We start from the raw sequence: 13,361 nt of genomic DNA, 5'->3' as shown, positions 1-13,361 counted from the left end.
TTGACCTATTCCAATCCAAACAAACCCTTATTCAGCAATTGCAGGGTTTGGGTTTTGTAAGAAGAAGGAACGAGCATCGATACGTTGTGCTTGCTGCCGCCATAACTAACCATTCGTACTGGAATGGGTGTTAGGGCTTCAAACAATTTGCTCAGGATATGCTTGGTTTGTGCAATTTCATTACCTACTACCGAAATGATCGTGTGGTTATCTTCTGTAGTGATGGTGCCAAATGGTTCCAGCTCCTTTACAATAGCAGTAAGGTTACCGCCATGGTCAATGGTTACTGATACCGCAACTTCTGAAGTGGTGATCATGTCAATTGAAGTGCGGTATTTTTCGAACACTTCAAAGATCTTCCGCAGGAAGCCATAGGCCAGCAGCATGCGGCTGCTCTTGATATTGATCACGATGATACCATCTTTGGCGGCAACGGCTTTAACGCCTACAGAACCGGCCTCCTGGGTAATGGTAGTACCGAGGGCTTCGGGTTGCATGGTGTTCAGCAACTTCACCGGAACCTTTTGTTGCTGGGCAGGCCAAATACAGGTTGGGTGCAGGATCTTGGCGCCAAAGTAAGCCAGCTCGGCAGCTTCTTCAAAACTCAGCTGTTCAACAGGAACGGTCTTTTTAACGATACGGGGATCGTTGTTGTGCATGCCGTCGATGTCGGTCCAGATCTCACAAACCGAAGCATTCACCGCTGCGGCTACCAGTGATGCTGTATAATCACTGCCACCGCGTTTCAGGTTATCAACCTCACCACGGGAGTTGCGGCAGATATAGCCCTGGGTGATAAATAATTTTTTATTGCTGTTCTGTTGCAGAATGCGCGACAATTTCACCTTGATGGTGCTCAGCTGCGGTTCATCCTGTGCGTCGATGGTCATGAATTCGAGCGCGGGCAACAGCATATGATCGATACCTTTTTCTTCGAGGTATACGCTGAATAATTTGGTAGAAAGCAATTCTCCCTGTGCCAGAATATCCTTGCTCAGGGCTTCGCTGAAAGAGATCTTCAATATGATGTTCAGGAACTCGAAGTGTTCAGATACGATGCTCCTGGCTTTGGCATAAGCTTTATCGGTCTTCACCAGTTCCTTTATAAATGACTGGTAATGGGCTTCCAGTTTGTCGATCAGTTCTTTAGCCTGGTCGCGACTGCCGGCGGCCATAGCTTCGCCAATGGCTACGAGTGAATTGGTAGTGCCGCTTAATGCGCTCAACACTACGATAACTGGCTCACTGTCGTCTTTGGTTATCAGTTGCGCTACCTGGTGCATTCTGTCGGGTTTGCCCACCGAGGTGCCGCCAAACTTCATGATTTTCATCAGAAAATATTAATTTTTTGTTTTTGCCTGATGGAACTCCCCAGGCAAAAATTTTCATTGTATTAAATTGCATTAAAGGGTTAATGAAAATTTTTGCCTGGCTCGTTTCATCTAAAGATATTTAGTTGCGTTTTATTAAGGGCTGCAAAGATAAGGTACAGATCGTAGTTTGTGTGTTGTATTTGCAGGATAATGCCATCTCGTTTTTGGTGAAGGCCTTTGCTGCGACTGCATTACAGGACGCTACGGGATGGTTGCGCACCCCCGGCCCGGGGCGAATCAATATTCACCATTACAACTTTACCCCAAATCGTTCACCAACAGCGCTTAGGTCAGTTACTACCGCATCGAGCAAAGGAATGCCTTCCTTCATCCGCAGCGCTTCCATTTCCCGTTCGGGATCGCCTGGAATAAGCACTTTTTCTTCTCCTGCTACGGTTTTGGCACTGCGAAAACGCCTGATCCAGTTGTCCATATGATGTTTGAAGTCGGCGGCCGGCCTGAAAGCATCAACCCGCATGGCGCCAAAGAAGTGACCGATGCCTTTGCCGGGCATACCGGTTGGCATGGGCACATAGGCCGGGAAGGGGGGCACCCAGGGGCCGTAATTGGCGCCGCTTAATACGGCGGAGAAAATATCGACCACTGCTCCCAGCGCATAGCCTTTATGGCTGCCATGCTCACGGTCGCCACCCAGGGGCAGCAGGGCGCCACCGGTTTTTAATTCATGGGCGTTGGTCGAAGGATTTCCTTCTTTATCCTGGATCCAGCCCAGGGGGGCTTCCTGGTTCTTGCGCTGTAAAATTTCCAGTTTGCCATTGGCGGCGGTGGTGGTGGCCAGGTCGGCTACAAAAGCCGGTTCTTCCCCGGCGGGTATGCTTACGCAAATGGGGTTGGTGCCCAACAGGCGTTCAGTAGAAAATGTGGGAGAAACGAGCGGACTGGCATTGGTCATGGCCATACCGATCATTTCATATTCAAGGGCCATCATGGCGTGGTAGCCGGCGATGCCAAAGTGATTGCTGTTTTGCACGCTGACCCAGCCGGTGCCTGCTTTTTTTGCTTTTTCAATGGCCACCTGCATGGCGAAGGGCGCCACTACCAGGCCCAGCCCGCTATCGCCGTCAACGACTGCGGTGGAGGGGGTTTCATGAATGATCCTGATATTGGGGGTGGCGTTCACGCGTTTGGCCTCCCACAGGCGCACATATCCGCTGAGGCGGGCAACGCCATGGGAGTCAATACCCCGCAGGTCGGCGCTTAACAGTACTTCGGCCGCCAGTTCGGCCTGTTCTGCCGGACAGCCTATTTGTTGGAATACCTGGTTGGTAAAATTGAATAGATGTTGGTACGAGTATATTTTTTCAGCCATGGTGCAAAGAAAAGAAAGTTCCTGCTTTCGAATTCAATTAACCCATGACCGCAGCGTTTAGGCCATGCTGCTTACGCCCCTTTCAACCGCATATTCAGCGGGTCCCAGTAAATGATCCTTTTCGTAAAATAACTGTCATTGGCAGCCAGGCAGGGCGCCGCGGCGCGGAAGGCAAATTCGGGTCCTTCATTGGCCTGGGTGCCGTTTCGAATGGCGTCGAAGAAATTGGTGAAGTGATCGAGGTGCTCACTGTACCCTTCGTGCATTTTATATTTCACCGGTGCTTTTTCGGGTCTTTTTTCGTCGTCTTTGGTCCAGCGGTCGCTGTATTGTTTTTTCAGTTCTTCCTGCATGGCGGTGGGGTAGGTGTTCAGCGCATCATAGCCGCCAATACCCGGCGCTTTGGGCAGCAGGCTGTGCGTAACAGTGAAACCATTCCCTTCCATTTCAATCATCCCTTCGGTTCCGTACAAACGGATAACGCTTTTATTGCCGCCACCGCTGATAAAGTTCACGCGTAACATTACCTGGAATGCAGGATGCTCTTTGGTTTGCGGATAATCCATAATGGCCGTCATTACATCCGGAACGTCGCGGCCGTCTTTCCAGTAAGAAAGTTGTCCGCTCGAAACAATGCGGGTAGGGCCTTTTGAATCGGTGATCATATGAATGCCCGAGAGCAAATGCACAAACAGATCGCCGGCCATTCCGGTTCCAAACGCTTTATAATTGCGCCACCAGAAAAACTTTTTAGGATCGAAGGGTATCTGCGGCATGCCGCTGATATACCGCCGCCAGTCAACGGTTTGCGGCGAAGCATCGGTAGGCATGGTATATTCCCAGGCGCCAATAGCGCTTTGCCGGTCGTAAGTGGCTTCCACACAATTGAGGGCGCCTATTTCCCCGGCCTTGTATAATTCTTTTGCTTTTATGTAGGCCATGCTGCTTACGCGCTGGCTGCCCACCTGCATTACTTTTTTGCTCAACCGCTGGGCGCCTATCAATGGAAGGCCTTCCCATAATTTATGCACCATGGGCTTTTCGCAATACACATGTTTGTTTTTGCGGAATGCATCGGTGGCTATGCGGGCATGCCAGTGATCGCTGGTTGCAATGATCACGGCGTCAATGTCTTTTTTATTGAGCAGTTCGCGGTAATCCTGTGTAGTATAGATAGTGCTGCCGTATAGTTCTTTTATTCTTTCGAGCCGGCCGGTATACAGATCGCAGGCGCCGGCCAGTTCAATACCGGGGACTTTCAGGGCTGTTTGCAGATCATTGTGGCCCATGATACCGGTACCAATAATGCCTATTCGAATGGTGTCGTTTGCGCTGATGGGTTTTTGGTAACGGATGATGCGTTCTTCCAGCTGTTCCTGGTTGGCTACAGAGGCAAACGGGCCAGCGGCCAGCAAGGCGGAAGAAGCTGTTAACTGCTTTAAAAATTTACGGCGGGTAGATGCGTAATCTTTTGACATATTTCAATAGAATTAAGGTATCGGGTAGGGGGCGGATCCTTCGACTGCGCTCAGGAGCAATTGGGCAACCCGCTTTCTCCACCGGCTGGTGGGGTTGGCGGGCAAAGGGCAAAGTGCAAAAACCAAACCACAAACATTAAAATCAGATTTAAACTAAATAAATTAATAACTGCACGTTTCTTGCTGAGTACCCGCCAGTAAGCATTGCTAATTGCACACAGGCTTGGGAAGTTACCAATTATTAAAGACTTTTTTCAGCCGGTAAAAGTATATTTGATAAATATGAATGGTAAGGCCGTACTTCTTTGTCTACTTGTTTTTTTAATACAATATGATATTGATGCCCAGCCGCGCCGGGAAGATATTTATAGCGATTTTGTGCTATATAAAAAGCGGCAGTTACTGGTAAAAGACCTGCATGAGAATGTGGTGGGAAAAGCTTTTCTGTCGCCCCTCGATAGCAATACAGAATACCGGTATGAAGCAGCCTGCCGGGCCATCGTTCAGTTTGCGCTGGATAATGATACAACCCAGCAGGGTATTACCCAGTTATTCGTTCAGTACGATTCATTACAATACGATACCAAACGGGCCATGCTCGAAACCGTGTATGGCGTATATCCCGATCAATACATTCAAAGCATTCAGCTGCTGCTGGCCAAAGAAACGAATCCCATTTTGTTCGCCATTGCCGCCACTTATTGTTTACGGTATGATACCGCTGCCGTAAATGCAGCAACGATCCGCAAAAGGATCAGGGAACAGTTCCCCAATTATGGTAATATCAGCATACTGGCCGAGCTGGATAAATACCTGAACACGTATACCCGCTATAAAGCACCTGCTGTCAATGACCTCATTGAATTGTTCCGCTATCAGCAAACGGTTAAGAAAAAAGCCGTGTATTCGTTTCAGCGGCATAACCGCGATTATGCCGGACTGGCCATCGTTCAAAATGCCGATGGCAGCTTTATGCGGTATGCCGATGGCCGGTTAATGGTGTTTGAGCAACTGGCCCGCTCTGCTTCCGGACTTCCCTATTTTATTCCCGATGGCAATACACCACAAGGTGTTTACAGTATTCAGGGCACTGCGGTAACGTATAATAAACTTATTGGGCCCACGCCCAATCTGCAACTGGTAATGCCGTTTGAAAGAAAATGGACCACCTTTTTTCATGCAGGCGACAGTGTGGTGTACACGCCCAATAATGATATGCTTTGGGGGTATTTGCAATTGCTGCCGCCAGCCATGCGAACCATGCCCTGGGTAACAGAAGCATTTTATGCCGGCAAGGTGGGGCGTAATTCCATTATTGCCCATGGTACTACAATTGATCCGGAGTATTTCAGGAACAAGCCGTATTATCCATTGACGCCTACGATGGGTTGTTTGTGTGCGAAAGAATTGTGGAATGTTTCGAACGGGCGTTTACTGGTAAGCGATCAGTTTAATTTGGTGAGTGCGTTCAGCGCCACTGCCGGCAACAAAGGATATTTGTATGTGATTGATCTTGATGATCAGAAAAAGGCGGTGAGTAAGGCAGAGGTGGAAAGGTTGGTGAAGGAGTTTGAAAAGAACAGAACACAATAAATTGAGTTGCGTCAAGTTTGGAGCATTACCTTCCATAAAATTCCTTTATTGCAAATTACGAAATAAAAAACGGGCAACCTCTTTATGACGTTACCCGTTTTATTATGCCAAAACTTTAGGCGACTCTATTCTTAAGTTAGAACGGCAGATCATCAACCGGCTCATTGAAGCCACCGCCGCCCGATGAAACATTAGCGCCTGCTTTAGGCGCCGCTGGTGCTGAATATTGATTGCCGCCGCTAAAATCACTTCCGCCGCTACCACCTTCAGGACGACCACCTAATAATTGAATCGATATTACCCGCAGCGTCAACGAAGCGCCATATGTACCATCTTGCTTAGTAAATGTTCTTAATTCTGGATTTCCTTCTACATACACCTGTGTGCCTTTGCGCAAATATGGCGCAATGCCTGTACGGTCACTCCAGTAAGCACAATCCACCCAAATGGTCTTGTCTTTCTGGTTCCCCTGGGCATCACGAAATCTTTCTGTATGGGCTACCGTAAAATTCATTACTGTTTTTCCATTCACATTGTTGGTAACACAATCTTTACCCAGGTTGCCGATTACTTGTAACTTGATCATACTTAATAAATTTAGCTTCGTACTTAAATATTGTTTGTGGGGCAATTTACGGTTTCCCGCATTAGTGGCAACAGGGTGTTTAAGCGTGGGGAAAAATTCTTGCTAAGTCTCTTCCCCAGATATGATTTTGTACCTGCTACACAATCCTGGGTTTCGTAGATGCCTTTCTATTAGCCTATTAGAAAATTATTTTTCATTCTTTCCCGATCCCAATTCTATCAATCTTCCAAAAAATATCGCATTCATAAACAACTTCGTTCCGCCCAGCCAAAACGCTCTGAAATTGGGATTGTCGGCAATGGAGATCACCCGCCCATTCCCCAACGTATTTACCAGCACCGCTGCGGAGTTTTTAATGGCATCATAATTCTCTTTGGTTACAAATCCACTTTGCAAAGGCTTGTCGCCATACACAAACGGATTGGAATACGGATTTTTATTCCGCTCAGGATACACCGTGTTGGCCTTGAACAGATCAACGTACGGATAATTATAGCCGTAAGCCAATGGATGGCTTAAATCGGTGATGGCCCTGAAAATAGCGCCATTCATTCTTTGCGCACCGGTGCGGTAATCGCGTTCCGAATAAGCGATCTGTTTGCTCGTATCTTCTTTGGCCTTTTTAAATGTAATATTGGTGAACCCGTTTTGCGCGGCCCATTGTACCGCTTCTTCCGTAACAATAAAAGTGCCGCCGGCCTGTATCCAGTTGCGCAGCTTCTCTTTGTCGAGGTTATTATACGAACCGCTCACCATGATCAGCGTGTTGTATTTGCTCAGATCGGCGCGGTTGAAGACGGGCACTTCCAGGTGTGTAGATGGCATATTAAACTGCTGGTCGAGCATAAACCAGATCTCACCGGCATCAGTTGGGTTCACGCCCGTTCCGGTAAGCATGGCAATGGCCGGTTGTACAAGCGGCCGCATTTTCGGACTGCCCAAATCACTGCCGCTGATCGCATTGGCGGTATTGATGGCATAAATGGTAATGCCGTTTTGTGCGGCTACCTGTTGCATCTGCTGATACAATTTGTCGGCATCCATTTGCTGCAGTTTTACCGGAATACAAATAGTGCCGTAATTGAATGTCCGGTCGCCATCATGGGTGGGTATATCAAATGTATTGGTGGCGGCGCGGGTCAAAACGCCGGCTTGCTGCAAGGCGTATAGCGCACGTGGTGCATAATATTCATCCCACTCAAACAGATAGGCATACTGGCTTTTCCCACCCGATACAGTGCCGGTGGGTAGAACCGCTTTATCAATTTTTGCGCCCATCAACGCGGTATTAAAACGGGTGGCATTCAATTCTGCATAAGGCAGGCCAAAAGCCAGCGGCAACGTCCAGGCGGTAATGTCGTAAAACAAACTGTCTTTATAGTTGAGCGTTTTATCAAAGATCGCCCTGATCACTTTGTATTGGGTTTGATTGGCGGGCACTACAAATGCATTGCCTTTTTCAAACGAAAACCCTTCTGCCTGCAGGGCCGTGTTCAGTTCATATACATCGATCTGCTGGCGGCGTAACAGGTCAACAAACAACGCAGTCTTGTTCTTATCGCGAACGCTTCCGAATACATATCCTTTTACCGGTGCGACCGCTGCTTCAACCAGCGCGTTCTTATAAAAATCGCGTTGATAGGCCAGAAATTCCTTACGCAGGACTTTGGCACCTTCGAGGGTGCTGAGCGTAGTGGTGAATTGATTTTTGATGGTGAAGGGGAAACGCAAAATGCCGTTCTCTGTTTGCTGTGCATGCCCGCGCGAAGAGGCCTGTTCAAACAAAATTCCAATGGCGCCATTGATGTCGGGGTAGGTAGACCCTTTACCATAATAAAAGTCATCATAATTCTCACGCGTAAAATACAGGGAACCAATACGGTCAAGAAAGGCCGAATGGTATGCAGCGAGTTTGCCGGTAAGCTCCTGGTTGCCAGCTGGCGTTAATGGATTCACCCGCGATGGCACGCCGGGCTGAAAAAAGAAGGTGGCGTTGCTGCTCTGTTCATGGTGATCGGTTAAAATATTGGGTTTCCATTTGTGGAACCATTGCAAGCGGTTCCGGCTTTCAACATGTACCAGTGGCAGCCAGTCGCGGTTCAAATCGAACCAGTAATGGTTGAACCGGCCGCCGGGCCATACTTCATTGAATTCGCGGCTATCCGGATCAGTGACCAGGTTCTTGCTTTTATGCTGGTTCACCCAGGTACTGAAGCGTTGCAATCCATCGGGGTTAAAGGAAGGGTCAAAAAGGATCACCGTATTTTCCAGTAACTCATCAATTTGTTTTCCCTGGGCCGCCGCCAGGTAATAGGCGCTTACCAGGGCGGCATTGGCCCCGCTCGATTCATTGCCATGAATGCTATGACCAATGTATACCACGATGGGCATATGTTCTATATCGAGACCGGCTGAACGGCGCGGGTCGCTTAACTGAATATGCTGCTCCCGGATCTCTTCCAGCCGTTGAAGGTTTTTGGGCGAAGTAATGATCAGCAACACCTGCGGCCGGCTTTCATACGAAAATCCCATCAACTCCAGCTTTACCCGGTCGGGCGCCGCCTTTGCAATGGCCTGCATATAATTCACCAGCCGGTCGTGGGTAACATGCCATTCGCCGGGTTCATGGTAAATGATCTCTTTTGGTTTGGGAATGGCCGGGTTGTACGTTACGCTGTCGGGAAGATAATAGCTAAGGTCCTGGGCCGTGGAGGGGAAGAAAATAAATAAAAACAGGGGAACAATCGCCCATGCACGATTGTTGAAATCGGGTCTTCTCATAATGACTCTACGTTTGTGGTTTGATTAGGTTTAGCCCGGGAAGATAAGACACAAATTTTGAGATTTCGGGATTTCGGGATTTTGGGATTTCGCAATTAGTTGAACTGCTGAGCAATAGGTAATCTCTAAATCTCTAAATCCCGAAATCAGAAATCCAGATTATCTTTGCACGCTAATTTTTATTATGATATGAGCCGGAAAGGAAAAGTTTTGGTGGCAATGAGCGGCGGTATCGACAGTACCGTTACGGCCCTGATGCTCAATGATCAGGGATATGAAGTGGTGGGTATTACCATGAAAACATGGGATTACGCTGCCAGTGGCGGCAGTAAAAAAGAAACCGGCTGTTGTAATATCGATTCTTTCAATGATGCGCGCATGGCTGCGGTGCAGCATGGGTTCCCGCATTATATCCTCGATATACGGGATGAGTTCGGCGATTTTGTGATCGAGAATTTTGTAGAAGAATACCTGGCTGGCCGCACCCCCAATCCCTGCGTTATGTGCAATACCCATATCAAATGGCGGGCGCTGTTAAAGCGGGCCGATGCGCTGGGCTGCGATTATATTGCCACCGGCCATTATGCCAATGTGCATCAGCATAACAATGGCCGTTTTTACATCAGCAAGGGAGCCGACGAAACCAAGGACCAGAGCTATGTACTATGGGGTTTACAGCAGGACCTGTTGAGCCGTACCCTGTTACCACTGGGTACCTATCATAAGACCGAGATCCGCCAAATGGCGCTCGATTACGGCTATCCCGAACTGGCAAAAAAGAGCGAAAGCTATGAGATCTGCTTCGTACCCGATAACGATTACCGGGGCTTTTTGAAAAGAAGGGTAGAAGGGCTGGAAGAAAAAGTACTGGGTGGCAATTTTGTTGACAAAACCGGTAAGGTGTTGGGAAAACATAAAGGCTATCCTTTTTATACCATCGGGCAACGGAAGGGCCTCGATATCACTTTTGGCAAACCGGTTTATGTAACCAACATTATACCCGAAACCAATACCGTGATGCTGGGCGAAGAAGATGACCTGAACCGCCAGGATATGCTGGTGAACAAGATAAACTGGATAAAATACGAAGGTATAACCGACGGGCTGGAAGCACTTACCAAGATCCGTTATAAAGATAAAGGGGCACTGGCCACCCTGTTTAACCAGGATAATGGCGTACGGGTACAGTTCTCCCATTATGCCAAAGGCATTGCCCCCGGCCAAAGCGCGGTTTTTTATGAAGGCGATGATGTGATCGGCGGCGGGGTAATTCAGCGCGGACAAATAGCCTGATTCTCAGGCAATAAATAAATATTATAGAACGTTACCAACCGTCCCGGTTTTGCCGGGACGGTTCTTTTATAAAGCAACTAAATAACCCCTAAGGTTGTCCTGTAACAAAGTCGCTGTTTTACAAATCATTGTATGAAGAAATGTTTTATCTCCATAATTGCCGCCGGTGTGCTGGTTGTAAGTTTTCTGGTTGCCGGTTGCGATAAGAAAGATGATAGTTTTTCCTCCATAGCACTGGAAGATTATATGAATCTGCAAACCGGTAAATACATCACCTACCGGTACGATTCCCTGGGGTTCACCAATTACGGGCAAAAAGATACCATTGTGTCGTACCAGGCAAAAGATATGGTGGAAGGGCCCGCTACCGATAACCTGGGCCGCAGCGGCTGGCGAATTATAAGGTACCTGCGTGGTGTCAACAGTACCAACGAAAACGACTGGAGGCCGATAATGACCTATATGGTGATCCCCTCGCACCAACAGGTTGAAGTGAGTGAGAGCAATTTCCGGTACATAAAGCTTACCACCCCTGTAACGGATGGGCATACCTGGCGGGGTAATGGCTATTTACCCGATAACCCTTACCAGGACCTGTACGATTTCAGCAACGATGAAGATATTCAGAAATGGGATTATACCTACCAGGATATTGGCGCCAGCCTTACGCTGAATAACAAGAATTACGACAGCACCATTTCTGTTTTACAGATAGCCGATTCAACCAATTTGCCCATTCAGGTAACCGTACCTGCTTCCAAATCATATTGGATTGAAAAATATGCAAAAGGAATAGGCCTTGTTTATAAAGAAGTGGAACTGTGGGAATACCAACCGCCCACCAATGTTTCTGGTTACCGGCATGGATTTGGCGTGAAAATGACTATTATTGATCATAATTAACCGGGCACATCTCCGGTTAGGCATGGGATCCTTACCAAAACGATAACCTTCCATGAATAAAATAGTTACGCTGATAATAGGATTGACGGTAATTACCGGTATTACGCAAGCTCAGTTTACCCGATATATAGTTCAGTTTACCGATAAAAATGGAACGCCTTATACGCTTTCTTCGCCAGCTGCCTATTTATCACCGAAATCAATTACCCGCAGGATCAACCAGAATATCCTCCTTGATTCAACCGACCTGCCGGTAAACCCCGCTTATCTCGAAAGCATTCGCAATGTTCCCAATGTGACCATTTTGAATACTTCCAAATGGCTGAACCAGGTGCTTATTAAAACCTCCGACGCCAATGCCATTGCCACCATCAATGCATTGCCTTTTGTAAAAAAGTCGAACGGTATTGCGCCCCGCAGCAGTACAAGACATATACTCTCGACCGAACAGCCAAATGAAAGCGGCCAATCGCCCGTTTCGGTTAAACAGTCTTTCGGTACCACTACCTATACTGCCGCGGATTATGGCAGCATGTACAACCAGATACATCTCTTTAACGGCGATTACATGCATAAGCTTGGCTTTACGGGCCGGGGCATGACCATTGCCGTACTCGATGCGGGCTTTAATAACTATCTCGTAAACCCCGCTTTTGACAGTGTGCGGTTGCAGGGCCGGGTGCTGGGCACCTGGGATTATGTAAATAATGAAGCCAGTGTAAATGAAGATTATTCGCATGGCGCCTATGTGTTCTCCTTACTGGCCAGTAACCGGCCGGGTGTGCTGATAGGTTCGGCGCCACATGCCAGTTATTGGCTGTTGCGTACAGAAGACGTGAGCAGCGAATACCCGGTTGAAGAACAAAACTGGGCGGTAGCGGCTGAATTTGCCGATAGCGCCGGGGTCGATATGATCTCCAGCTCCCTTGGTTATACTGATTTCGATAATTCTGTTTTCAATCATGCTTACGCACAACGCAATGGCAATACGGCTATGATCACCATCGCGGCCGATTTGGCTGCAAAGAAGGGTATACTGGTAGTAGTGGCTGCGGGTAACAGTGGTGGCAGTTCAACCGACACGAAATATGTGGGCTGCCCGGCCGATGGCGATAGCGTGTTCACAATAGGGTCAATTGATATAAACCAGAATATTGCGTCATCGAGCAGCTGGGGACCTAACGGGGCCGGACTGCTAAAACCGAATGTAGTATCTGTTGGGCAAAACGCCGTGATCTCCACCTTAACAACGGGTAATCCTACTACGGGCAGCGGTACTTCCTATGCCTGTCCGCTCATGGCCGGCATGACAGCCTGTTTATGGCAGATGTTCCCCGAATTCGGTAATATGCAGATCATCGACGCCATTCAACAAAGCGCCAGCAAATACACCAATCCTGATTTCCGGTTCGGCTATGGCCTTCCCAATTTCAAAAGAGGGGTGGCCCTGTTGATCAAAAGATCTGCGTCGGCCGGCACTTCAATAAACAATTGCGTAGTTACCATAAACTGGAAGAGCAGGGACGATACCAGCTCGGTGTATACCCTGCAACGGCAATTGCCAGGCGAGGCCGGTTTTTCAACCGTTAATCAGATCAATTCTTCCTCCCTGTCATTTAAAGCGAACAGTTATATTTATAACGATACCTTACGCGCAGCAGGCGCCGGAATTATTCAGTACCGTATTGTACAAACCATACGGTCGGCCGATACGGCTGTTGAAATAGCCAACCTGCAACAGACGGTTAACACAGTTTGTTTTCCCGATAATACGTTAATGGCCCTGCCCAGCCCCTTCAATCAGCAGTTGCAGGTAGTGGTTAATTTACCGGAAGCGATCGCCAATATGGGTATCCAGATAACTGATATGATGGGCCGTATTGTATATTCGAAAAAAGCTGATAAGCCGGCCGGCTATTATAGCACAACCGTGCAAACAGCCAGCTGGAACGCCGGTATTTATGATGTTGCATTGTACAACAATACCAAACGCATCTACAACCGTAAGGTGTTGAAGAAATAAG

9 protein-coding genes are annotated in these 13,361 nt (G+C 48.0%); 4 read left to right on the top strand and 5 right to left on the bottom strand.

Going from position 1 to position 13,361, the window contains the following annotated elements:
• Positions 1–5: 5 nt before the first annotated feature.
• The 3 genes from A3860_RS21425 to A3860_RS21415 all read right to left on the bottom strand — a co-directional run bounded on the left by A3860_RS21425 (position 6) and on the right by A3860_RS21415 (position 4,181).
• Complete coding sequence (locus tag A3860_RS21425; RefSeq protein WP_081149629.1) at positions 6–1,331, bottom strand: aspartate kinase; 1,326 nt, start codon at positions 1,329–1,331, stop codon at positions 6–8.
• 292 nt (positions 1,332–1,623) lie between these two features.
• Positions 1,624–2,703 (bottom strand): Ldh family oxidoreductase, encoded by a 1,080-nt coding sequence (locus tag A3860_RS21420; protein ID WP_081149626.1) that lies wholly within the window; start codon positions 2,701–2,703, stop codon positions 1,624–1,626.
• 71 nt (positions 2,704–2,774) lie between these two features.
• On the bottom strand, positions 2,775–4,181 hold the full coding sequence (locus A3860_RS21415) for a Gfo/Idh/MocA family protein (RefSeq protein ID WP_143774208.1): 1,407 nt from the start codon (positions 4,179–4,181) through the stop codon (positions 2,775–2,777).
• Between the two features lie 282 nt (positions 4,182–4,463).
• Between A3860_RS21415 and A3860_RS21410 the strand changes: the two genes are divergently transcribed.
• Entirely contained in the window at positions 4,464–5,774 is a 1,311-nt protein-coding gene (locus A3860_RS21410) for a hypothetical protein (protein WP_081149623.1), read from the top strand.
• A 136-nt stretch (positions 5,775–5,910) separates the two neighbouring features.
• On the opposite strand, the gene A3860_RS21405 is transcribed toward A3860_RS21410, so the two are convergent.
• Together A3860_RS21405 and A3860_RS21400 are read right to left on the bottom strand one after the other, a co-directional pair.
• Positions 5,911–6,360, bottom strand: coding sequence for a single-stranded DNA-binding protein (locus A3860_RS21405; protein WP_081149620.1), 450 nt, complete (start codon positions 6,358–6,360; stop codon positions 5,911–5,913).
• Between the two features lie 186 nt (positions 6,361–6,546).
• Positions 6,547–9,141, bottom strand: a complete 2,595-nt coding sequence (locus A3860_RS21400; RefSeq protein ID WP_081149617.1) for a M14 metallopeptidase family protein — start codon at positions 9,139–9,141, stop codon at positions 6,547–6,549.
• A 189-nt stretch (positions 9,142–9,330) separates the two neighbouring features.
• Here A3860_RS21400 and mnmA point away from each other — a divergent pair, with 189 nt between their 5' ends.
• The 3 genes from mnmA (at position 9,331) to A3860_RS21385 (ending at position 13,360) form a co-directional block, all read left to right on the top strand.
• Positions 9,331–10,434 (top strand): tRNA 2-thiouridine(34) synthase MnmA, encoded by a 1,104-nt coding sequence (gene mnmA, locus A3860_RS21395; RefSeq protein WP_081149615.1) that lies wholly within the window; start codon positions 9,331–9,333, stop codon positions 10,432–10,434.
• A 132-nt stretch (positions 10,435–10,566) separates the two neighbouring features.
• On the top strand, positions 10,567–11,337 hold the full coding sequence (locus tag A3860_RS21390; RefSeq protein ID WP_081149612.1) for a hypothetical protein: 771 nt from the start codon (positions 10,567–10,569) through the stop codon (positions 11,335–11,337).
• Between the two features lie 52 nt (positions 11,338–11,389).
• Positions 11,390–13,360, top strand: a complete 1,971-nt coding sequence (locus tag A3860_RS21385; RefSeq protein ID WP_081149609.1) for a S8 family peptidase — start codon at positions 11,390–11,392, stop codon at positions 13,358–13,360.
• Position 13,361 lies beyond the last annotated feature (1 nt).

Source organism: Niastella vici, assembly GCF_002077945.1.
Lineage (GTDB): Bacteria > Bacteroidota > Bacteroidia > Chitinophagales > Chitinophagaceae > Niastella > Niastella vici.
Note: the sequence above shows the minus strand (reverse complement) of the source record. Positions and strands in the feature narration are given on the sequence as shown.

What these genes read in the sequence shown, in the direction of transcription:
- A3860_RS21390 (WP_081149612.1), top strand. Translation starts at nt 10,567, where the DNA reads ATGAAGAAATGTTTTATCTCCATAATTGCCGCCGGTGTGCTGGTTGTA.
- A3860_RS21415 (WP_143774208.1), bottom strand. Translation starts at nt 4,181, where the DNA reads ATGTCAAAAGATTACGCATCTACCCGCCGTAAATTTTTAAAGCAGTTA.
- A3860_RS21425 (WP_081149629.1), bottom strand. Translation starts at nt 1,331, where the DNA reads ATGAAAATCATGAAGTTTGGCGGCACCTCGGTGGGCAAACCCGACAGA.
- mnmA (WP_081149615.1), top strand. Translation starts at nt 9,331, where the DNA reads ATGAGCCGGAAAGGAAAAGTTTTGGTGGCAATGAGCGGCGGTATCGAC.
- A3860_RS21405 (WP_081149620.1), bottom strand. Translation starts at nt 6,360, where the DNA reads ATGATCAAGTTACAAGTAATCGGCAACCTGGGTAAAGATTGTGTTACC.
- A3860_RS21400 (WP_081149617.1), bottom strand. Translation starts at nt 9,141, where the DNA reads ATGAGAAGACCCGATTTCAACAATCGTGCATGGGCGATTGTTCCCCTG.
- A3860_RS21410 (WP_081149623.1), top strand. Translation starts at nt 4,464, where the DNA reads ATGAATGGTAAGGCCGTACTTCTTTGTCTACTTGTTTTTTTAATACAA.
- A3860_RS21385 (WP_081149609.1), top strand. Translation starts at nt 11,390, where the DNA reads ATGAATAAAATAGTTACGCTGATAATAGGATTGACGGTAATTACCGGT.
- A3860_RS21420 (WP_081149626.1), bottom strand. Translation starts at nt 2,703, where the DNA reads ATGGCTGAAAAAATATACTCGTACCAACATCTATTCAATTTTACCAAC.